The sequence below is a fragment of the Roseibium alexandrii DFL-11 genome (assembly GCF_000158095.2).
Taxonomy (GTDB): Bacteria; Pseudomonadota; Alphaproteobacteria; order Rhizobiales; family Stappiaceae; genus Roseibium; species Roseibium alexandrii.
In genome coordinates this window covers 786,725-806,460 of record NZ_CM011002.1, presented here as the reverse complement: position 1 = coordinate 806,460, position 19,736 = coordinate 786,725, and the positions used below count along the sequence as shown (strand labels likewise).

The window sequence follows — 19,736 nt, the reverse complement described above, 5'->3', positions numbered from 1 at the left end:
ATGGGATTAGGCAAAAGCATCGAAAAGCTCAACGATTACTACGACCGGCTGGAACAGGGTAAAGCTGAGAAAATCCAAGCTGCCCATGTTGAGAAGGTGATTGCCAAGCTGGAAAACAAAAAGAAGACCCTGAAGACCGACCTTGCCGAAAGCTCCAAGGAAAACAAGAAGAAGCGTCTGACGAGCAAACTGTCTACAGTTTCAGAACAATTGGAACGAGCCCGTTGGCTGCTCAAAAAAGTCCAATGACTGTTTTCTTAACAAGCCAAGAGCGCAGGAACTTGATGCCGGTGGTTCGTATACCAAAAGAAAAGGCCGGGATTGCGCCCGGCCTCAAATTGTTCAGACACGCTGTGTAAAAGTCGCTTCCTTGACCAGGGTCGCATAGTCCTTGGCGAGATCGAGGAACGTGTTGTAGCTCTTTTGAACTTCCGCAAAGCGCGGGTTCGCTTCAGCGTTTTCCGCCATGACTTCCGCAACAGCAGTCTTGAGCGCCGCGATCACATCATCAGGGAATGCACCGAACGTGACGCCGTCTTCCTGAAGGCTCTTCAGGGACAACGCATTGTAGTAGTCAAACTGCGCAGTCGTCTCGACGGACGCCGCAGCGGCGGCATTCTCAATCACCGCCTGAAGATGTGCCGGGAGACTGTCAAAAGCATCCTTGTTGACAACAATCTCAAGGGCTGCGGACGGCTCGTGGAAGGCCGGGACATAGCAGTATTTGGCGACCTTTTGCAGGCCGAACGCCTGATCGAGCAGCGGGCCAACCCACTCTGCCGCATCAATCGCGCCGGACTGGAAGGACGGGAAGATTTCCGGAGGCGGCAGGAGAACCGCATTGACGCCAATCTTGCGCATGGCTTCGCCGCCAAGACCCGCAATCCGCATGTTCAGACCAGCAAGGTCCTCGAGGCTGTTGACCGGTTTTTTGAACCAGCCAGCTGCCTGGACACCAGAACTGCCGGAGTAGAAAGGCTTGAGGCCACGCTCGGCGTAGATCTCGTCCCAAAGCTGCTGGCCACCGCCATACTGCAGCCAGGCTGTTGTTTCGACCGCCGTCATGCCAAACGGCACTGCAGAAAAGAAGTGAAGGGCCGAGTTCTTGGAAGCCGCATAATACGGCGTGGAATGGCCGATCTCGGCCGTGCCCTGCTCAACGGCGTCTTCGACGCCAAAGGGCGGCACCAGTTCGCCGCCGGAAAAGACTTTTAGCGTCAGCTGACCATCCGACATAGCATTGACGCGCGCGGCAAACGTCGTTGCATTGGTGCCGACACCCGGTGCCTTGGCCGGAAAGGACGTTGGCATTTTCCATTCGATCTTGCCCTGCGCGATCGCTGGTGCTGCAAGCATTGTGGCGGGTGCTGCAACGGCCCCAGCCTTCAGGAAATCACGTCTTTTCATGGAAAGTCTCCCTCAGATGATTTCTATTTAAACAAAACGTCCGGCAGCCAGGTTGCCAGAGCCGGAACAGTGGCCACCAGGGCCAGAGCAAACAACTGCAAGCCGACGAACGGAAGGACCGAAACATAGATGTCCCGGGTCCGGATCGTATCGGGCGCAACCGATCTGAAATAGAACAAGGCAAAGCCGAAGGGCGGCGTCAAGAAAGATGTTTGCAAGTTAAGCGCGATCAGAACGGCGAACCAGACCGGACTGATGTCCGTCTGCAGGATGATTGGCCCAACAATCGGTACAACGATGAAAATGATCTCGACGAATTCCAGTATGAAACCGAGCAGGAAAATCACGAGCATCGTGAGGAGCAGCATGCCATAGGCGCCCCCCGGCAGAGATTGCAGCAACTCGGAGACATGTTCGTCACCGTTAAAGCCGCGGAATACCAGGGAGAGGATACTTGCGGCAATCACAATGCCGAAGATCATACCGGTGATAATGACTGTCTCGCTGAGGGCGGAGCCCAAGACATTGCGGCGGGGCAAAGCCATCACGACCGCGGCAAGCAGTGCTCCAAGCACAACAACTGCTCCGACTGCGGCAAGTGTTGGCAGCGTCCAGGCGATCTTGCCGCCGGCGAACTCAAGACCGAACAGTCCGCTTTGCCGAAGGATCAGAAGTGAAACTGCGAGAACTGCACAAGCACATGCCGTCCAAAACGCGCGTGCTCCCTGCCCGGCTGTTGCAATCACCAGTGCACCGGCCACGCCAACGCCGGCCGCCTCTGTCGGTGTCGCAACTCCGATCAAAATGCTGCCGAGCACAGCAATGATAAGCCCGAGTGTTGGCGCGATGTTTTTCAAAAGCTCCGAAAGCGAAGACTGCGGCGTGTCTGCGCTCTCTTCCGTCTCCGACGCCCTACCGCGCAGATTAAAGACCACGTACCCGGAATAAAGCACCACCAGCAGCAGACCCGGCAACAGGGCACCTGCAAAGAGATCACCAACAGTGACCGGGTCAGGCGCAAAATTGCCGGCTTCCTGTTGCGCCTCGAAATAGGCGTTGGAGATCTGGTCACCAAGCAAAATCAGAACGATTGACGGCGGAATGATCTGGCCGAGCGTACCGCTGGCGCAAATCAGGCCGCTGCTCATATGCTTGTTGATCCCTGCCTTCAAAAGTACAGGCAGCGTGATTGTTCCAAGCATGACAATCGTCGCACCGATTATGCCCGTCGAGGCCGCGATCAGCGCGCTGACCAGAACAACCGCCAGGGCGAGCGCGGACTGGTTTCCGCCAAGCGCGGCCGTCAGGCTTTTCAGCATTTTTTCCGCTTGCTGGGATTTCTCCAGCAACAGCCCCATCAACACGAATAATGGAACCGCAAGCAGGAGCGGATTGGTCATCACACCGAAGACACGCTGCGGCACGGCCTGGAAGTAACCGAGATCAAATTGCCCGGCAGATGCGGCGATCAAAGCAACGAGCGTCGGCGCACCTGCGATTGCCAAAAGGACCGGCACACCAGAAAGGATCCCGGCAAAGACGGCCAGAGCCAGAACAACAAGCCAGAGAAGATCGGGATTCATGAAACGCTCCGGCGGACAGCACCAACAAGTCTTTTAAGCACAATCAAAAGGATCAATGCGGGGAGGATGACGAGACAGGTCTTAACGACAAAGAGACCCGGGAGACCGCCGGTTTCCTGGGAGCCTTCCAGAATGAGCCAGGAGCTTTTGACGAGCGGATACGCCGCCCACAGCATCAGCCCGAAGACCGGAAGTGCGAACAGCAGGTCTCCCGCCCGGTCAATCCGCTGGTTCACGCTTTCCGACCAAGTCTGGCGGAAAACGTCCACCCGCACGTGACGGTCCCGGTCAAAGGTTACAGCGACGGACAGTGCAACCAGCGCAGCAAACGAATAACTGACAGCATCCTGAAGTTCGACAAAGCCGACGCCGAGCAAATACCGCATCAGCACCATGGCCAGCTGACCGGCAAAAACGATGATGGCAAGCCCCATGCAAAGCCAGCGCACCGCTTGTAATAGTTTTTGCATGAAAATTCCGTACTGCAACACGTGATTCCATCCATGTTGTAACGGGTCGGCTTGTGATCCCGCAATAGCCGTCCCGCTCGTCGGCGGTACAAGCGTTTTTGTCATTTTGGTTATGCGTGAAACACAGCGAACCAACTCCCGCATTTCAAATGCGTACGAAAAGCGAAATCTCGAGTATTGCAAACGAACGTTCGTTCATTTAAATAGGCGCGTAGCACATTTCCTTCCCAGTTTCATGGTTGCTGCAGCAGTTATGGAAACTTATCGGACTATGCGGGCAAACGCCCTTTCCACCTGTCTTAACCGCACCGTTTGATCAAAAACACAGGCCTCCTTCAACATGCGCTTCTTAAGATCCATTATCTTCGCCTCAAGTGTTCTCGCCGGTTTGGTCCTTGGCAGCCTGTCGGGCGCACATGCGGCGTCACCCCTCACCTATAAAATTGAACTCAATGGAAAGCCGGTCGGCCAAATCATTCATGAGTACGTCCGGCATCCAGACGGTGGCCATGGGCTGAAACTGTCCACTCAGATCGAAACAAAATCGTTCTTCAGCAAAGTGCGCATCAACAGCGTTTTGGAAGAGAAAATCTCCGCTGACGGCTATCTTGATGCAGCCTCAAACAAGCTGGTTGAGAACAAGAAAACCTATTGGACAAAGATCCAGCGATCCGGCAGCAGCTATTTGGCATTTACAGCCGAGATGAAGACACCGGAACAGCTTGAAACCGAGGAGCTTGCAGGCTTGGCAAAAGAGGTTATTGCGACGGTTGTGCCGTACGCGGGAGATGCGATGACTGTCGCCGGCATTCTCCTGTCAGACAAGCGGGACGCTCCGCAGCATAAACGCCTGACAACAGACCATTTCGATACATCACTGATCGGCCTGCCGCTCTATTGGCAGTCGAACGGTTATGTGCTGCCAAGTTCTCTGACGATCATCGACACGGAGGAGATGTCCGTCTTTAAGGCGAAGGTCAAAGATCTTGGTGATACGCAAACTTCCGCCGGAGGGGAAAACCGGACTGTCCGGCATATCCAACTTGATATCGCCAATGCAAAACCGATGGAGGTCTGGATGGTGCGGCCGGAAACAGGCCCGGCCCATTTTTTCCAGATTTCGGGCCTGAGCGATGGTGCCAAATTCAAGGTGTCCCTGACTGGCACGCACTAGCAAATCAGACCAGCGGTTGAGACCACATTGCGCGCGTGGTTTCAGCCTCAGCAATCTGTGAATTTGCCGCATCTCATTAAGCCGTCGCGCCTTGCCGCAGCGCAGCAAGTGCGCTAGGTCGGGGCCGTCCTTTCGCTTTCAGACTGGACAACGGGCCGGCCCACCTTCTCCTGGGCACTGCACCTCCTACCGATCTGAAAGCAAATCCAAAATCCATTTACTGGAGTCTATAAATGCTCGGCAAAAAAGTTCCTTTTGTCACCTTCCGCACCCGTGTCCGCGACGAATCCATCGAAGGCCCGAACCCGTTTCGCTGGGACGACAAGACAAGCGATGATTTTTTCAAAGGCAAGAAGGTCGTGCTGTTCTCCCTTCCGGGTGCATTCACCCCGACCTGCTCCACCTATCAGCTGCCAGACTTTGAAAAACTGTTCGACGACTTCAAGGCGGAAGGTGTCGACGAGATTTACTGTATCTCCGTCAACGATGCATTCGTCATGAATGCCTGGGCAAAGGCACAAGGCGTCGACAAGGTCAAAGTCATTCCGGACGGCTCTGGTGAATTCACCCGCAAGATGGGCATGCTGGTCGCCAAGGACAATCTTGGATTTGGCATGCGTTCCTGGCGCTACGGCGCAGTCGTCACCGACGGCATCGTCGAGCAGTGGTTCGAAGAAGACGGTTTCTCTGACAACTGCGAAACCGACCCATACGGTGTTTCATCTCCGCAGAACATCCTGGAGAACCTCAAGGCATCGAAAGCGAAAGCTGCTTGAGCTTTCGCCTTTAATTATCAAGCCCCGGTGCAAACCGCTCCGGGGCTTTTTATTTAAAGCAAAACGTCAAAGAACATCAGCACAGCCGGCAACGCTGTCCCCAGGCACAATCGCAACGCTGCCAGCGGCCAATCCATCGACGATAGCATTCACCTGGTCTTCAACATCGGAAACCAGATCCCTGTTGTGCTCGTCAACCGCCCAGCCGACGCCTTTGTCACGCGTTGTCATTACAACCAAGCCCGGCGTCCATGTGTCATCGATTGCAGCTTTCCAAGTCGCATAGGCCGCTTCATCAACCCGTTTCAAGGCACTGGTCAGAACGGTTCCTGGTAAAAACCCGTTCTTGTTGGCATCCACCATTATCACATGGGCATCTTGCTCTCTGGCTGCCCGTGCGACGCCTTCCGCGGCCATTCCTGCCGGTGCAAAAATAACGTCAGCCCCATCTGCAAACATCTTGTCTGCGATCGCCTTTCCACCTTGAATATTCCGGAAAGCATACATGTCCTGACCCACAAAAGACGACAAAACACTGACATCAGCATTGGCATATCTCGCCCCGGCTTCAAATCCGCACATGAACCGACGCACCGGTGGGATATCCATGCCCCCAATGGTCCCCACTGTCCCGGTTCTTGTTTTCAGGCCAGCAACATAGCCTGCAAGAAATCCGCTCTCATCATCCGCAAAGAGAATAGACCGGACATTGGGAAGGTCACTTATAACCCCATCAATGCTTGTGAATTTGACATCCGGAAACTCCAATGCCGTGGTGCGAACCAGTTCCGAGCTCTCAAATCCCAGCGTCAGGATATGATTCACACCGGACTTCGCGAACTGCCGGATGACGTTCATTGTCTCGTCCGGATCCGTGCTGATCCATTCCCTGATTTCAAGTCCAAACTCAGCCGCGGCCCGCTCAGACCCAATCGCTGCAAGTTGGTTGAAGGAACCGTCCATCTTAGCATTCGTAAAAATAACAGCACCAACAGTCTCAGGCCGCGCGGGCACACCCCCGTAAAAAACGAGAAAAATGGAAACGGCAATCAGTCTCAACAACGTAAACTTCTGCATTCTCGCCTTTCTTCCAGCGATGATTGCTTGTGTTTCTCTCGAATGAAAAGGCAATCAAAGCCACTAACCCGAAGCCTGCCAATACCGGACTTTCCGGGCAACTGAAAAATACAAATGAAATTTGAATTATTACCTAAGGTCAACACATAGACCATTCGGGCAACCAACGAGGCACACTCGATCGAGCCCTGAAAACATAAATCGGCCGCAGGACAATAACCGTTTCGTCTCTGTGTTTTGTTTTCGGGATGCCGCAGCTTGCAGATACGCGGCTTTTTACTCTTAGTCCGGATTGAGACCCCGGCGCCGTTCGTCTTCAGAGCGCAGCTCAAGCCACATTGCATTCAAGATCGCCAAACAGCAGGCGAGCGGCATTCCCAGGATCCAGGCAAAGTACCACATGAGATTTCGTCTCCGTCTCTGCGTGCCTCAGTAGGCCGTGTGATTGTCGCGTTCGATGGTTTCTTCATCAATCTTGCCCCACAGCACCTTGTAGACCCAGGCCGTGTAAACCAGGATGATCGGAAGAAAGATAACGACCGCCACGAGCATGTTGAAGAGCGTGCGATGTGTCGAAGAGGCATCCCAAACGGTCAAGCTCGCCTCCGGCTGCACCGAGGACGGCAAGATGAACGGGAACATCGAAACACCGACGGTGGCGATGATCCCAAATACGGCCATCTTCGAGAACGCAAAAATCGGCATTTCAAGACGCGTTTGCAGCAGTAAAAGCGTGCCGAGCATCCCCAGGAACCCCATGATCGGGGCAAGCCAAAGCACCGGATAGTCCGCATAGTTCCGCATCCAGGCACCGCCCTCAACAACCGCCTGTTTGGCGAGCGGGTTGGCTTGCATGTTCGGATCAACCTCTGACGTGATCCGGAACCCCTCCACATAACCGCTCACGACAAGATAACCGCCAACGCCGAAGAGAAGGATCCCGCCGAGAGCTGCAAAGGTGCCCGCCTTTCTGGCCCGCGCAGCAATCTCCCCGGTTGTCCGCATCACCAGCCAGACCGCCCCGTGCATCACCAACATTGTGACCGACAAAAGACCGCAGAGGAGCGTAAATGGCGAGAATAGCCCAAAGAACGAGCCGTCGTAGGTCATGCGAAGTTCATTATCGAGCCGGAATGGAACCCCAAGAAGAACATTCCCGACCGCAACACCAAACACCAGCGCAGGTACAAAAGACCCGGTGAAGAGTGCCCAGTCCCAGGAGCTGCGCCAATTAGGGTCAGGCCGTTTAGAGCGATACTTAAATGCCACCGGCCGCAGGATCATAGCCGCCAAGACCACGAACATGGCCAGGTAAAAACCGGAAAAGCTGATGGCATACAGTGGCGGCCAGGCTGCAAAGATCGCACCGCCCCCCAAGATGAACCAGACCTGATTGCCTTCCCAGGTGGCACCGATCGTGTTGATCACGACACGCCGCTCGATATCGGTTTCGGCGATGAACGGCAGGAGCGTTCCTACGCCCATATCGAAACCGTCGGTTACGGCGAAACCGATCAGCAAAATGCCGAGCAGCAACCACCAGATCACTTTCAAGGTCGAGTAATCGATGAGTTCGTGTAGGACCATGATCGTTTACTCCGCCGGAACTGCTGAGGCTGGTGAGGGCGCCGAAACGGACGGTGGCGGGTTTGGTGCGATCTTCTCGCCGTCCTCCGGTCCGATCTTGATGTACTTGATCATCAACGCGATCTCGATGACTAGGAGCGTGCTGTAGAGCGCGACAAAGCCGACGAGCGTCAACAGGACTTCTGCTACGGACAAGCTTGAAACCCCGACGGTCGTGGGCAACATGCTCTCGATGATCCATGGCTGGCGGCCATATTCGGCGACGAACCAGCCCATCTCACACGCAATCCATGGCAGCGGAATAGACCAGACGGCGACATGCAGGATCCACCGGCGCTTTTCGATCAGTGTTTCGAGCCGTCCCGCGGACGAATAGTAGAAGAACACCGCGGTCAGCAGAATGAAGAAGAAACCGCACGCCACCATAATCCGGAAAGCGTAGAACATCGGCCAGACATTCGGCACTGTCGACCAGGCAGCCGCATCAACCTGCTCTGTAGTCGCTTCCATCGGATTGTCGGTATAGGGCAACAGCAGATAGGCGTATCCAAGAGAATCAGCGTTCTGGCGGAAGGTTTCCCGCAATTCCTCGCTTGCCTCTGCCGGATTCTCCCTGATTTTCTGTAAGGAATTCCACGCGATAGCGCCCTGCCGGATCCGATCATTTGACCGCTCCACAAGCTCGGTAATTCCCGGGATCTCGGTATCAAGAGACCGCGTGGCGATCAAACCCATGACGTAAGGGACTTCGATTGCGAAGATGTTTTCCCGCGTTTCCATGTCGGGCAAGGCAACAACATTGAACGCGGCCGGGGCCGGTTCCGTGTGCCACATCGCTTCGATGGTTGCGAGTTTCATCTTCTGGTTCAAGTTGGCTTCGTAGCCGCTCTCATCGCCCAGAACGACGACGGAGAGTGCCGACGCAAAGCCGAATGCAGAGGCGATTGCCATAGACCGCTTCGCGATCTGCAGGTGACGACCCTGCAGCATGTACCACGCTGAGATCCCGATCATGAACATCGCAGCGGTTACATAACCGGCCGATACAGTGTGAACAAATTTTGCCTGGGCAACCGGGTTGAACAGGACTTCATAGAAGCTGGTGACTTCCATCCGCATTGTGTCGGGATTGAACTCCGCACCGACAGGATGCTGCATCCAGCCGTTCGCGATTAGGATCCAGAGCGCTGAAAAATTGGTTCCGAAAGCAACGGCCCAGGTCGCAGCGAGGTGCTGGCGTTTCGTCAGTCTATCCCAGCCGAAGAAAAACAGGCCGACAAAGGTCGCTTCGAGAAAGAATGCCATCAAGCCTTCGATGGCCAGAGGCGCGCCGAACACATCCCCGACATACTGGCTGAAATAGGCCCAGTTCATGCCGAACTGGAACTCCATGGTAAGCCCCGTGGCGACCCCGAGCACGAAATTGATGCCGAACAGGGTTCCCCAGAACTTCACCATCCGTTTCCAGATTTCGCGACCGGTCATGACATAGACCGTTTCCATCGTGGCAAGCAGGATCGAGAGCCCGATGGTCAGCGGCACGAACAGGAAATGGTACATTGCAGTCATGGCAAACTGCAGCCGCGACAGATCGACGACGTTGAGTTCCATCGGGTTCCCCTTTTAAGCCCGTCCGGCCTAAGCCTTTGATGAGATGGTGACCCAGGTGTATCTTGAGGTCAATGCAGCCAAACGATATAGCTGGGCGTCTAACTACATAAAAAAGAATACGAAATTACAAATGCGAGATAATCCGCCATCACTTTATTCCGCAGCAAGATCGGCCTTTCTCTGATTGAGAAACAACACACTGCCGGCCGTCTCCAATTCAACACGCTTGTGCGCGATCATGAGAACCGCAGCGCGTCCCCGGAACGAGAAGAACCGCTCAAGGACATCAATCGTCGTCGCCGTGTCCAGTCCTTCCGTCATCTCATCAAGGATGAACAGATCCGGATTGGTCAAAAACGCACGTGCCAAAGCTATCCGCCGCTGTTCCCCGCCTGAGAGGCCAAGCCCCCCCTCCCCGATGACCGCATCCAGTCCATCCGGACTTTCAGAGATCCGCTGGGCGATGGCCGCTTGCGCCAGCGCGATCCAGAGTTCGGTATCGCTTGCAGACGGGTTCGCAATCCTGAGGTTCGCACCGACCGTATCATTGAAGAGATGAGGTCGCTGGCTCAAGACCGTGACGCGTGACCGAAGTTCTGCTTCGGCGACATCCGCCAGATACCGGCCGTTCAATAGAATACGGCCCTTGCCCGGAACCAGCATTCTGGAGGCGAGCGCGGCGACGGTGCTCTTGCCGCATCCACTGCGCCCGGCGATTGCCAGCGTCTCTTTCTCTGCAAGTTCAAAGGACAGATTTTCCAGAACCGTGCGCTCAGCCCCCGTATAACCGAATGACACCGTCTCGAATTTCAGAATTGAACCGGTGACCGGCTCTTCCCGGTTGTTGTCGTTTCTTTGGTCGACACCCGCTCTTTTGTCCGATTGAGACGGCGCCAGAAGAGTGCTTGTCCGGTCCGCCGCCAAGGCAATACGGGGCAGTTTTGCAAGCCCTGGCAGAATGGATCCAATAATCTCCGGAAAGGCTATGGCTGCAAGGACAAGCGCAATGCCCAGGCCTGGAGAGATGTCATCCGTCATGACAGAGAGCGAAACGGCCACCAGCATCAGGGCTACGAACATCTGTCCGAGCGCGGCCGAAAACCCGGTCAAGCGAACCGCTCGGCGATCTTCCAGATCTTCCGCTGCTCCTTGGCTTTCATCCGCCTGCCGAATGGTTTCCGCAACGGGCTCCAGCCCACCAAACACCGCAAGATCCCGGCGCCCGGTTACCATATCGGTTGCTCTCAAACGCATTGCTTCATTCGCCGCGTCCGCCCGGCGGGCAAGTTTTTTGTCGGCACTGCGGACCGCATAGACTGCGAGCCCGAACCATCCGCTGAGGCAAACCGCGCCAGCGGCAAATACGAGCGCCGGCATGAACAACCAGATCGCAAGAGCCGCGAGCGAGACCGTCGAAATCACCGCAAAAGGAACAACCAGCCGGAGATAAACACCGTCCAGAGCGGAAATGTCGATGGTCAGGCGGTTCAACAGCAAACCGGATCGCTGTCCGGACAAGGAACGCGACGCCATGGCGGCAAAGAGCTTTGTGCGCAGATCCGCGAGATAGCGGAATGTCGCGTCATGGGTCAGAATCCGCTCGCCGTACCGGCCAGCCGTTCGCAAGATCGCCAAGGCCCGGATCATGGCGCTCGGGGCAAAGATGTTCAAAAATACGCCTGTTGCCCCGGCAATACCGGCGGCCGTGATGAACCAGCCCGCAACACCCAACAGCAAAAGGCCGGAAATTGCCGGAACCAGCGCAGCTGCAATCCCGAGACAAAAGGACAGGCGGTTGTGCCGAAAGTGACGGGAGACAAAGCTCAAAACAGCGTTCATCCGGATGTCTCCAAAACTTTCGCTCCAGCCAAACGGGCAAGATCTATCTTTTGCCCCGGAAGAGCCAGTATGGCCGGGTTATGCGTTGCAATGACCGCGGTCCGGCTGGCGCAGAGCTTTTGCAGCCCGGAGATCACGTCTGCAGCTGTCTCATCATCCAGTCCTGCCGTCGGCTCATCTGCCAAAAGGAGTTTGGCCGATTTGCGCACGGCAGCCCTTGCGAGCGCAATCCGCCGAATCTCGCCAACAGAAAGGCCAAAACCATCCTCGCCCAGCTGTGTGCCGAGTCCGCGCGGTAACCCACGGACCAGTCCCTCCGCACCGGCAAGCCTAAGAGCGTTCCAGAGGTCATCGTCGCTGACGGTTTCGCCAGGTCCCGCGCCCCGCGATAAGTTGGCTTTGATCGAGCCATGAAACAGCTTTGGCGACTGACCGAGCCACATAGCGCTCTGGCGCAATTCCTTGGCCACTGCTGCTGTCAGCGCCTGCCCATCAACTGTTACGGCACCGTCTGCTGGTGTGTGGAAACCCAGGATACAGTCGATCAGCGTTGTCTTGCCGCTACCGCTCGGACCAAACAGCAGAAGCGTTTGGCCAGACGGGATATCCAATGTGAGACCATCATAGACAGACAGCTCGCCGAACCGGATCGAAACGTCCTCAAACCGGATGGTTGGTACGCTGCTTCCGACATGGAACGTGACCGCTTCGCTCTTTTCAGCATGACTTGCCTCGGGTGCCGGAAAGCTGTCTTCAAGACCGGCAAGGCTTTCCAGAGCTGCCAAACCTGCTGCCCGGTCATGGTAGGCGGCTGCAAATCCACGCAAGGGTGCGAAAAACTCCGGTGCAAGCAACAGAACAAAGAGCCCGCCGCCATACGTCAGCGGCGCACCCCAAGTACCGATCGAGATGTCTCCAAGGAGCGAAAAACCGATATAGACAGCGGCAAAGGCGATCCCAAGCGCAGAAAAAAGCTCCAGCACCGTCGAAGACAGAAACGCGATCTTCAGGACATTCATTGTGCCGGACCGGAACCGCTCTCCAGCGTCATTGACACTTTGCAACGTGCGATCAAGTGCACCAAACAGAGTGAGCGTTTCCAACCCTCTGATCCGGTCCAGCAACGTCCCGCTCAGCCGTGTCAGTTCGTTCTGCTGGTGCGCACTGGCTTTTTTGGCCCGCATACCAATCAGGGCCATGAAGACCGGGATCAACGGGCCACAGATCAGCAGAATGAGAGAGGCAATCCAGCTGACGGGCAGCACTGCCACAACAATGACTAGCGGAACGACCTTCACCCGCATCATTTGCGGCACATAGTTTTGGTAATACGGCCCAAGTAGATCCACTTGCTCGGTCAAATGGGCGGCAAAGGCACCAGAAGATGGAAAAGCTGCCGCGGGCGAAACTTCAACGGCAGCTTTAAGCAACCGGGTTCGCGCCGCACTTTGCACACTCCGGGCTGCCCGGCGCGCCGAATTCATGCCCCTTGTCTGCAAGACCATGCGAACAAACGCCAGCGATATGACACCGAAACCGGCAACGAGAACCGGAACAGAGCTTTCAAGGGAGATGTCTGCGCTTGCCGGACCAAAAAAGGGTTCAAGCAACAGCGCAGCAGCAAACGCAATCAACCCGGCCTGGGCAATCCAAATGAGATCGGCGAACGCCAAAAGCAATCCGGCACGCCGCAGAGCCTTCGCGCAGGCATCATCCGGCACGCCGATCGGCCCATCAGCCGCATCGGCAGTCGTCATGCTCGCGCCCAGTTTTCTTGCCCGTTTGGTATTCCCTTTTGTCATGGACTGCTTATCGCCGCGCTCCCCCCGCGATGTCACTGAGGCTTTTTGCCCCTTTGTCTTGTTTCAACGACTCTTACACGCGGTTTTTCGAAATTTCCATCTAACCCAAGGTTTGAGCGCGGATTTTACCCCAATCATCAGCGGTTTCTCCTGACAGGAAGCTGGCAGGAGGCCTATGCAACAAAGTCAGCGGACATTGTTTCCGCAACAGCAAAACCGAAAAGGGTAATCCGTCATGACAACTCCGTGCCTCGAACTGGTGGTTTTCAAAGTCAAGGACCTCGCAAAGGCGCGCATTGCCAGGCGCGCAGCGCAGGACGTAGTTCGCAATTATGAGGGCTTTTTGTCCTGGTCCGCCTATGAGGCCTGCGACGACGCAGGTCTCTTTGCCGATGTTGTCATGTGGCGCGACTTGGCAACGGCCAAAGCCGCCGGGCAGAAAGTCATGTCTGATCCAGGCTTCAAAGCCATCATGGCTGAAATCGATGGTCTCGTGTCAATGGCACATTACACCGCCGACCGGATAGTCGAGGCCAAGATGACGGCCGCCGCCTGAAGCTACAAATGAGAACGGGCGGACCAGATGGTCCGCCCGCTCCTCAAACTGTCGGTTTAAACAAGACTTACTTCATCGTCGGAATGGAGAACTCCGCCCCCTGCCGGATACCGGACGGCCAGCGGGACGTCACCGTTTTTGTCCGCGTGTAGAACTTGAAGGCATCCGGACCGTGCTGGTTTAGATCGCCGAAGCCGGATTTCTTCCAGCCGCCGAACGTGTGGTAGGCAAGCGGCACAGGGATCGGCACGTTGATGCCGACCATGCCGATGTTGATCCGGTTGGCAAAGTCGCGGGCCGTGTCACCGTCGCGGGTGAAGATCGCGGTGCCGTTGCCATACTCGTGATCCATGGCAAGGCCAATGGCTTCCTCGTAGGTCTTGGCACGGACGGTTGACAGCACCGGACCGAAGATCTCGGTCTTGTAAATGTCCATGTCCTTGGTGACGTGGTCGAACAGGTGCGGCCCAACGAAGAAACCGTTTTCATAGCCCTGCATGGAGAAGTCACGATTGTCGACGACCAGCTTCGCGCCCTGGTCGACGCCGGAGTTGATCAAGCGCAGGATGTTTTCCTGTGCGGCCTTGGTCACGACCGGACCGAAATCGATGTCGTCACCGGCAGTCCATGGACCGACTTTCAGTGCCTCGACGCGCGGGACCAGTTTTTCGATCAAGCGGTCTGCGGTTTCATCACCAACCGGAACGGCAACGGAGATCGCCATGCAGCGCTCACCTGCCGCGCCATAACCTGCACCAACAAGAGCGTCCGCTGCCTGATCCATGTCCGCATCCGGCATGATGATCATGTGGTTTTTGGCACCGCCGAAGCACTGCGCCCGTTTGCCATTCTCGGCAGCGCGGTGATAAATGTAATGGGCGATCGGCGTGGAGCCGACAAAGCCAACAGCTTGAATGGTCGGATTGTCCAGAATCGCATCGACGGATTCCTTGTCGCCGTTGACGACGTTCAAAACGCCGTCCGGCAAGCCGGCTTCTTTCAGAAGTTCTGCCAGCATCATCGGAACGGACGGATCGCGCTCGGACGGCTTCATGATCATCGCGTTACCGGCAACAAGTGCCGGGCCCATTTTCCAGAGCGGGATCATGGCTGGGAAGTTGAACGGGGTGATCCCGGCAACAACGCCCAGCGGCTGGCGCATGGAGTACATGTCGATACCCGGGCCCGCACTGTCAGTGAATTCGCCTTTCAGGAGATGCGGCGCGCCGATGCAAAACTCGATCACTTCCAGACCGCGCTGCACGTCGCCCTTCGCGTCAACAAAGGTCTTGCCGTGTTCGGAAGACAGCTTCTCGGCCAGCTTGTCCATGTCGCGGTTGATGAGATCCACGAACTTCATCATTACGCGGGCACGTTTTTGCGGGTTCTGCGCGGCCCAGGCCGGCTGCGCGGCGGCAGCGTTGGCAACGGCAGCTTCCATCTCGGCGGTGGTAGCAAGCGCGACCTGCGCCTGAACTTCACCGGTTGCCGGATTAAAGACGTCTGCATAGCGGCCCGAGGTGCCCTCAACCTGTTTGCCGCCAATAAAATGACCGATCTTTTCCATGTTTGTTTCTCCCAAAACGTCAAAACCAACGGCAGCTGATAAGCGCCACCGAAATTAAGCTGCAGCTGTTTTCGCTTTTATTTTTGCATTCTACAAGAACCGAAAATCCGCATCCGTTGTGCATTTATTATAGTTAGATTGCACATACTCCATAATAGCTTGATAATAATTAGGCATCACAAACCGGGCGAAAACACCACCCCACTGTCACCCCGGCTAAGCGGAGCCGGAGCTGGGCCTACCCGCGCCGAAAACGAAACCAGCCACTCTGCAATCGAGTGGACCCCGGATCTTCGCTGCGCCGCGTCCGGGCGACAACAAAGACTAAACCATATGAACTGGGACGACATTCGCATCTTTTTGGGCGTGGCCCGCACGGGGCAGATCCTGGCGGCAGCCAAACGATTGGGTCTCAACCATGCCACCGTCGCCCGGCGGTTGACCGCCTTGGAGGGCAGTCTCGGAGCACGGCTCTTTGACCGCTCGACCTCAGGCTGCGTCTTGACCGATGCAGGCAGCCGTTTTTTCGACCGCGCCGAGATGATGGAAGCCGCAGCGCTGGCAGCTGAAGCCGATCTTGGCGACGACACACCGGAGATTTCCGGCACCGTACGCATTGGTGCACCAGACGGGTTCGGGGTGGCGTACCTTGCCCCGCGCCTCGGCCTGCTCACCCGCCAGCATCCGGGTCTCACAGTTCAGCTTGTTCCGGTTTCCCGCTCTTTCTCCCTGTCCAGAAGGGAGGCAGACATCGCCGTCACCATCGAGCGGCCGGAAACGGGCCGCCTTATCGCTGGAAAACTGGTCGATTACGCCCTCGGGCTCTACGCCTCCAAGACCTATCTAATGGAACGCGGCATACCTGAAACTCCCAGCGATCTAAGCGCGCACGATCTGATCGGGTACGTGGAGGACCTACTCTATTCGGCTTCGCTCAATTATGGGGCGGAGTTCTTCAAGGGCTGGACCGCGCGGTTCGAAATTGCCTCCGCACTCGGCCAGACAGAGGCCGTCAAGGCCGGAGCTGGGATTGGCATCCTGCACGACTTCATCGCCCGCGCAGATCCATGTCTTGTGCCAATACTACCGGACATGAAATTGAAACGCGCCTATTGGATGGTCACCCACGAGAGCTCCCGCCCCTTGCGCCACGTCGCGGCCGTACAGGACTTCCTGCGCGAGCAAGTCGCGCACGACAAGAACATGTTCGGGTAGTTTTTCGAACATTCAGAGTGCCTCCCCGGTCAAACATAGCGCCGAGCCGGGGCCCACTCGCCTCGATGCTAGCCGTAGGGCAAGCGGTCTGTCAGACTTCCAACGAACCGCACTCTTTAAACACGGACCTCATCCTGAGGAGCCGCTGTGCGGCGTCTCGAAGGATGGGCAACAAACACGAACCTTGGCTGCCCATGCTTCGAGACAGTCCTTCGGACTTCCTCAGCATGAGGAAGGATGTTTTTACATCTTCCAGCTCGGCTCCTCCAGTGAACTCTCTGGGAACGCGTAGACCCCGGGTCTTCACTACGTTCGCGCGGGGTGACAACTGAGGCAATCCTTAATCCGGATGCTTATCGTTAAGTCTACGAATTGGCCACCGCTGACGCCTACCGCCACTGTTCCGTTGCAGAGATCCATTCGCGAGTCCGCGCCTCCGGGTCGGCGCTCCGTGTGATGTCGGTCACCACCGCGGCGCTGTCCGCCCCGTGTTCAAAGACACCCGAAAGACGTTCAACGGTCAATCCGCCGATTGTTACCAGGGGCAGATCGCCGATGTCCGCTTTCCAGCGGGTGATCTTTTCCAGCCCCTGCGGCGCCCATTTCAATTTCTTGGTAACCGTTGGATAGACCGGGCCGAGCGCCACATACTCTGGCTGCACTGCCAAGGCCGTTGAAAGCTCCGCGCCATCGTGAGTGGAAACGCCCAGCTTCAAGCCCGCGTTACGGATCGTATCAACGTCAGCATCCGCCAGATCCTCCTGACCCAGATGAATGAAGTCACAGCCTTCGGAAATAGCGAGCCGCCAATAGTCGTTCACGACCAATTGGCAACCGTGATCTGCGCAGATGCTTTTGGCGTTGCGGATCTGCCGGGCGATTTCCTCTTCCGGTTGGTCCTTAATGCGCAGCTGCACAAGTTTCACGCCGATCGGCACCAGCCGGGCAATCCAGTCAGTGCTGTCAACGATGAGATAAAAGGGATCGAGTTTCATACTGGCTCAAGAAGATAGCGGCATTAGGCAAATTTCCAATCCGTTATACTGCTCGCAGATCACTGCTCAAGACCGAAACGGACTGTTCAATGGACACTTTCGGCGCACATCCCCTATCTATGGTGAGAAGAAAATCATACGTGACATTGGGAGAGACCCATGAGCTGGTTGAATTGCCCGGATCCAACTCCGGGAGACGCTGCAAGCTGCGATCCGATCGAGACGATTATCGTGCCACGCACATCAGATCTTGGCGGTTTCTCGGTCCGCCGGGCGCTGCCATCCGCAAAGCGCCGGATGATCGGCCCGTTCATCTTTTTCGACCAGATGGGTCCGGCAGAGCTTTTGGTCGGCGGCGGCATTGACGTCCGCCCGCACCCGCACATTGGCCTTGCAACCGTCACCTATCTGTTTGAAGGCGAAATGTACCACAGGGATAGCCTCGGCACCGAAATCGCCATTGCGCCCGGCGCACTCAACTGGATGAGCTCTGGGAAGGGCATTGTCCACTCCGAGCGCGAGCGGCCGGAACGCCTCAATGAAAAGCGTCCTCTCTTTGGCCTGCAAAGCTGGGTGGCACTGCCCAAAAACTTGGAAGAAACGGATCCCACGTTTCAGCACCATGGCACGGACGAACAGCCGGAGTTTTCCGATCAAGGCGCGTCAGTCAAACTGATTGCCGGATCGCTTTACGGCCATACGGCACCGGTCAAAACAGCTTCGGACATGTTCTATGCCGACATTCAACTGGAGCCGGGCGCAAAGGTTCCATTGGATGCAGGTTGGGAAGAGCGCGGCATTTACACGATCTCCGGGCAGATCACGATTGCCGGACAGACTTTCGATCCGGCGCAGCTGATGGTCATCAAACCGGGCGATAACCTTGTCATCGAAAACACTTCTCCGGCACCCGCACGGTTTGTCGTGATGGGCGGCGAGCCGATGGACGGCGAACGCTACATCTGGTGGAATTTTGTTTCCTCGTCCAAGGAACGGATCGAACAGGCCAAGGAAGACTGGCGTCAGGGACGGTTCGACATCGTGCCGGGCGACGAAGAGGAGTTCATTCCCCTGCCCGACCGGCCCGGGCCTTAGCATCAACTGCAGGCGCGCAACGCGGCTGTTTTCCAATGCTGCCCCGGACTTGATCCGGGACCAACCTGTTACGGATTACGGGTCCCGGCTCAAGGCCGGGACAGCTAATTGATTGGTGCACCAATACAAACTGCAACACCTAATTCCGGCCCGGTTTTCTTTTGCAAAACCGGTGCGGAAACTAGTAGCCACCGCCAAGTCTCTTGAAGCCCGCGCTCCGGTCTTTATACAGAACGGACTGGTTTCAAGGAGTTGTCATGACCGCCCAAACTCAGCCTGTCTTTCCCAAAGACGCCGATGCGCTCCGCGCGGAAGTCATCGAGACGGCACGGGCCTTGCCGAAACTGGGGCTTACCAAGGGCACGTCCGGGAACGTGAGTGCACGCACAGAGGACGGTTTTTTGATCACTCCGTCCGGCACACCTTATGAAGATTTGACTGAGGAGAAGATCGTCGCCGTTGATATGCAGGGGTGTTACCGCGGTGACATTCTGCCTTCTTCGGAATGGCGCATGCATCTGGACTTCTATTTGGCGAAACCCGGCTGCGGCGCGGTCGTCCATTGTCACAGCCCACGCGCGACAGCCTTGGCGTGTCATCGGAAGGGGATTCCGGCCTTCCACTACATGGTGGCGCTTGCCGGGGGGGATCGGATAGACTGTTCCCGATACGAGAGTTTTGGGACCCGTGCCCTCTCCGAAGCCATGATTGACGCCCTTGGGGATCGAAACGCATGTCTTCTGGCCAATCACGGCCAGATTGCCGGCGGGGCAACACTCAAGAAAGCCTTGTCGGTTGCCGAGGGCGTTGAGGACCTTGCGGACCAATATCTTTCCGCACTGGCGATTGGACAACCGGTGATCCTCGATGCGGCAGAGATGGCCGACATCCTCAAGAAATTCAAAACTTACGGCAAACAGGCGGGCGACCTCAAAGACGGTCAGTCCGCTGCATTCGAATTGCCAAAACGGGTGGGCTGAAC

Annotated in this window: 18 protein-coding genes; 7 read left to right on the top strand and 11 right to left on the bottom strand. The window is 56.4% G+C overall.

Going from position 1 to position 19,736, the window contains the following annotated elements; all coding sequences use genetic code 11:
- Positions 1-249 (top strand): hypothetical protein, encoded by a 249-nt coding sequence (locus SADFL11_RS03815; RefSeq protein WP_008196607.1) that lies wholly within the window; start codon positions 1-3, stop codon positions 247-249.
- 93 nt (positions 250-342) lie between these two features.
- Here SADFL11_RS03815 and SADFL11_RS03810 read toward each other — a convergent pair whose 3' ends face one another.
- From SADFL11_RS03810 to SADFL11_RS03800, 3 genes are read right to left on the bottom strand one after another with little or no spacing between them, the layout of a single operon-like run.
- Positions 343-1,407: a TRAP transporter substrate-binding protein gene (locus tag SADFL11_RS03810; protein WP_008192784.1), complete on the bottom strand. Its 1,065-nt coding sequence runs from the start codon at positions 1,405-1,407 to the stop codon at positions 343-345.
- 23 nt (positions 1,408-1,430) lie between these two features.
- Positions 1,431-2,990: a TRAP transporter large permease gene (locus SADFL11_RS03805; RefSeq protein ID WP_008195680.1), complete on the bottom strand. Its 1,560-nt coding sequence runs from the start codon at positions 2,988-2,990 to the stop codon at positions 1,431-1,433.
- Positions 2,987-3,460: a TRAP transporter small permease subunit gene (locus tag SADFL11_RS03800; RefSeq protein WP_209002721.1), complete on the bottom strand. Its 474-nt coding sequence runs from the start codon at positions 3,458-3,460 to the stop codon at positions 2,987-2,989. Before SADFL11_RS03800 ends, SADFL11_RS03805 begins: the two co-directional genes overlap by 4 nt.
- A gap of 340 nt (positions 3,461-3,800) precedes the next feature.
- Here SADFL11_RS03800 and SADFL11_RS03795 point away from each other — a divergent pair, with 340 nt between their 5' ends.
- A complete protein-coding gene (locus SADFL11_RS03795; protein ID WP_008190205.1) occupies positions 3,801-4,634 on the top strand; it encodes a hypothetical protein in 834 nt (277 codons plus the stop codon).
- 233 nt (positions 4,635-4,867) lie between these two features.
- The gene (locus SADFL11_RS03790) at positions 4,868-5,410 is read left to right on the top strand and encodes a peroxiredoxin (RefSeq protein ID WP_008194823.1); all 543 of its coding nucleotides are present in this window, start codon (positions 4,868-4,870) and stop codon (positions 5,408-5,410) included.
- Between the two features lie 66 nt (positions 5,411-5,476).
- Here SADFL11_RS03790 and SADFL11_RS03785 read toward each other — a convergent pair whose 3' ends face one another.
- The 6 genes from SADFL11_RS03785 to cydD form a co-directional block, all read right to left on the bottom strand.
- A complete protein-coding gene (locus SADFL11_RS03785) occupies positions 5,477-6,487 on the bottom strand; it encodes a BMP family ABC transporter substrate-binding protein (RefSeq protein ID WP_040450683.1) in 1,011 nt (336 codons plus the stop codon).
- A gap of 282 nt (positions 6,488-6,769) precedes the next feature.
- Positions 6,770-6,889 carry a cytochrome bd-I oxidase subunit CydX gene (gene cydX / locus SADFL11_RS03780; protein ID WP_008196892.1) on the bottom strand — a complete coding sequence of 40 codons (120 nt, stop codon included), beginning with the start codon at positions 6,887-6,889 and terminating at the stop codon, positions 6,770-6,772.
- A 27-nt stretch (positions 6,890-6,916) separates the two neighbouring features.
- On the bottom strand, positions 6,917-8,074 hold the full coding sequence (gene cydB, locus SADFL11_RS03775; RefSeq protein ID WP_008191874.1) for a cytochrome d ubiquinol oxidase subunit II: 1,158 nt from the start codon (positions 8,072-8,074) through the stop codon (positions 6,917-6,919).
- A gap of 6 nt (positions 8,075-8,080) precedes the next feature.
- Positions 8,081-9,685: a cytochrome ubiquinol oxidase subunit I gene (locus SADFL11_RS03770; RefSeq protein ID WP_008188832.1), complete on the bottom strand. Its 1,605-nt coding sequence runs from the start codon at positions 9,683-9,685 to the stop codon at positions 8,081-8,083.
- A 153-nt stretch (positions 9,686-9,838) separates the two neighbouring features.
- Positions 9,839-11,524: a thiol reductant ABC exporter subunit CydC gene (gene cydC, locus SADFL11_RS03765; protein ID WP_008194426.1), complete on the bottom strand. Its 1,686-nt coding sequence runs from the start codon at positions 11,522-11,524 to the stop codon at positions 9,839-9,841.
- A complete protein-coding gene (cydD, locus tag SADFL11_RS03760; protein WP_008191332.1) occupies positions 11,521-13,326 on the bottom strand; it encodes a thiol reductant ABC exporter subunit CydD in 1,806 nt (601 codons plus the stop codon). The genes cydC and cydD overlap by 4 nt, the downstream gene beginning before the upstream one ends.
- Positions 13,327-13,561: 235 nt before the next feature.
- Between cydD and SADFL11_RS03755 the strand changes: the two genes are divergently transcribed.
- On the top strand, positions 13,562-13,882 hold the full coding sequence (locus SADFL11_RS03755) for a hypothetical protein (protein WP_008190133.1): 321 nt from the start codon (positions 13,562-13,564) through the stop codon (positions 13,880-13,882).
- A gap of 67 nt (positions 13,883-13,949) precedes the next feature.
- Here the strand turns inward: SADFL11_RS03755 and SADFL11_RS03750 are convergent, their stop codons facing one another.
- Entirely contained in the window at positions 13,950-15,449 is a 1,500-nt protein-coding gene (locus tag SADFL11_RS03750; RefSeq protein ID WP_008191117.1) for a CoA-acylating methylmalonate-semialdehyde dehydrogenase, read from the bottom strand.
- 333 nt (positions 15,450-15,782) lie between these two features.
- Here SADFL11_RS03750 and SADFL11_RS03745 point away from each other — a divergent pair, with 333 nt between their 5' ends.
- Positions 15,783-16,664 carry a LysR family transcriptional regulator gene (locus tag SADFL11_RS03745; RefSeq protein ID WP_008192612.1) on the top strand — a complete coding sequence of 294 codons (882 nt, stop codon included), beginning with the start codon at positions 15,783-15,785 and terminating at the stop codon, positions 16,662-16,664.
- Positions 16,665-17,053: 389 nt separating this feature from the next.
- Here the strand turns inward: SADFL11_RS03745 and SADFL11_RS03740 are convergent, their stop codons facing one another.
- Positions 17,054-17,659 (bottom strand): thiamine phosphate synthase, encoded by a 606-nt coding sequence (locus SADFL11_RS03740; protein ID WP_008189452.1) that lies wholly within the window; start codon positions 17,657-17,659, stop codon positions 17,054-17,056.
- Positions 17,660-17,818: 159 nt separating this feature from the next.
- Between SADFL11_RS03740 and SADFL11_RS03735 the strand changes: the two genes are divergently transcribed.
- Both SADFL11_RS03735 and SADFL11_RS03730 read left to right on the top strand, forming a co-directional pair.
- Positions 17,819-18,754: a pirin family protein gene (locus SADFL11_RS03735; RefSeq protein ID WP_008193254.1), complete on the top strand. Its 936-nt coding sequence runs from the start codon at positions 17,819-17,821 to the stop codon at positions 18,752-18,754.
- A 257-nt stretch (positions 18,755-19,011) separates the two neighbouring features.
- Complete coding sequence (locus SADFL11_RS03730; protein ID WP_008196857.1) at positions 19,012-19,734, top strand: class II aldolase/adducin family protein; 723 nt, start codon at positions 19,012-19,014, stop codon at positions 19,732-19,734.
- The last annotated feature ends 2 nt before the right edge of the window (positions 19,735-19,736 follow it).

What these genes read in the sequence shown, in the direction of transcription:
- SADFL11_RS03815 (WP_008196607.1), top strand. Translation starts at nt 1, where the DNA reads ATGGGATTAGGCAAAAGCATCGAAAAGCTCAACGATTACTACGACCGG.
- SADFL11_RS03810 (WP_008192784.1), bottom strand. Translation starts at nt 1,407, where the DNA reads ATGAAAAGACGTGATTTCCTGAAGGCTGGGGCCGTTGCAGCACCCGCC.
- SADFL11_RS03805 (WP_008195680.1), bottom strand. Translation starts at nt 2,990, where the DNA reads ATGAATCCCGATCTTCTCTGGCTTGTTGTTCTGGCTCTGGCCGTCTTT.
- SADFL11_RS03800 (WP_209002721.1), bottom strand. Translation starts at nt 3,460, where the DNA reads ATGCAAAAACTATTACAAGCGGTGCGCTGGCTTTGCATGGGGCTTGCC.
- SADFL11_RS03795 (WP_008190205.1), top strand. Translation starts at nt 3,801, where the DNA reads ATGCGCTTCTTAAGATCCATTATCTTCGCCTCAAGTGTTCTCGCCGGT.
- SADFL11_RS03790 (WP_008194823.1), top strand. Translation starts at nt 4,868, where the DNA reads ATGCTCGGCAAAAAAGTTCCTTTTGTCACCTTCCGCACCCGTGTCCGC.
- SADFL11_RS03785 (WP_040450683.1), bottom strand. Translation starts at nt 6,487, where the DNA reads ATGCAGAAGTTTACGTTGTTGAGACTGATTGCCGTTTCCATTTTTCTC.
- cydX (WP_008196892.1), bottom strand. Translation starts at nt 6,889, where the DNA reads ATGTGGTACTTTGCCTGGATCCTGGGAATGCCGCTCGCCTGCTGTTTG.
- cydB (WP_008191874.1), bottom strand. Translation starts at nt 8,074, where the DNA reads ATGGTCCTACACGAACTCATCGATTACTCGACCTTGAAAGTGATCTGG.
- SADFL11_RS03770 (WP_008188832.1), bottom strand. Translation starts at nt 9,685, where the DNA reads ATGGAACTCAACGTCGTCGATCTGTCGCGGCTGCAGTTTGCCATGACT.
- cydC (WP_008194426.1), bottom strand. Translation starts at nt 11,524, where the DNA reads ATGAACGCTGTTTTGAGCTTTGTCTCCCGTCACTTTCGGCACAACCGC.
- cydD (WP_008191332.1), bottom strand. Translation starts at nt 13,326, where the DNA reads ATGACAAAAGGGAATACCAAACGGGCAAGAAAACTGGGCGCGAGCATG.
- SADFL11_RS03755 (WP_008190133.1), top strand. Translation starts at nt 13,562, where the DNA reads ATGACAACTCCGTGCCTCGAACTGGTGGTTTTCAAAGTCAAGGACCTC.
- SADFL11_RS03750 (WP_008191117.1), bottom strand. Translation starts at nt 15,449, where the DNA reads ATGGAAAAGATCGGTCATTTTATTGGCGGCAAACAGGTTGAGGGCACC.
- SADFL11_RS03745 (WP_008192612.1), top strand. Translation starts at nt 15,783, where the DNA reads ATGAACTGGGACGACATTCGCATCTTTTTGGGCGTGGCCCGCACGGGG.
- SADFL11_RS03740 (WP_008189452.1), bottom strand. Translation starts at nt 17,659, where the DNA reads ATGAAACTCGATCCCTTTTATCTCATCGTTGACAGCACTGACTGGATT.
- SADFL11_RS03735 (WP_008193254.1), top strand. Translation starts at nt 17,819, where the DNA reads ATGAGCTGGTTGAATTGCCCGGATCCAACTCCGGGAGACGCTGCAAGC.
- SADFL11_RS03730 (WP_008196857.1), top strand. Translation starts at nt 19,012, where the DNA reads ATGACCGCCCAAACTCAGCCTGTCTTTCCCAAAGACGCCGATGCGCTC.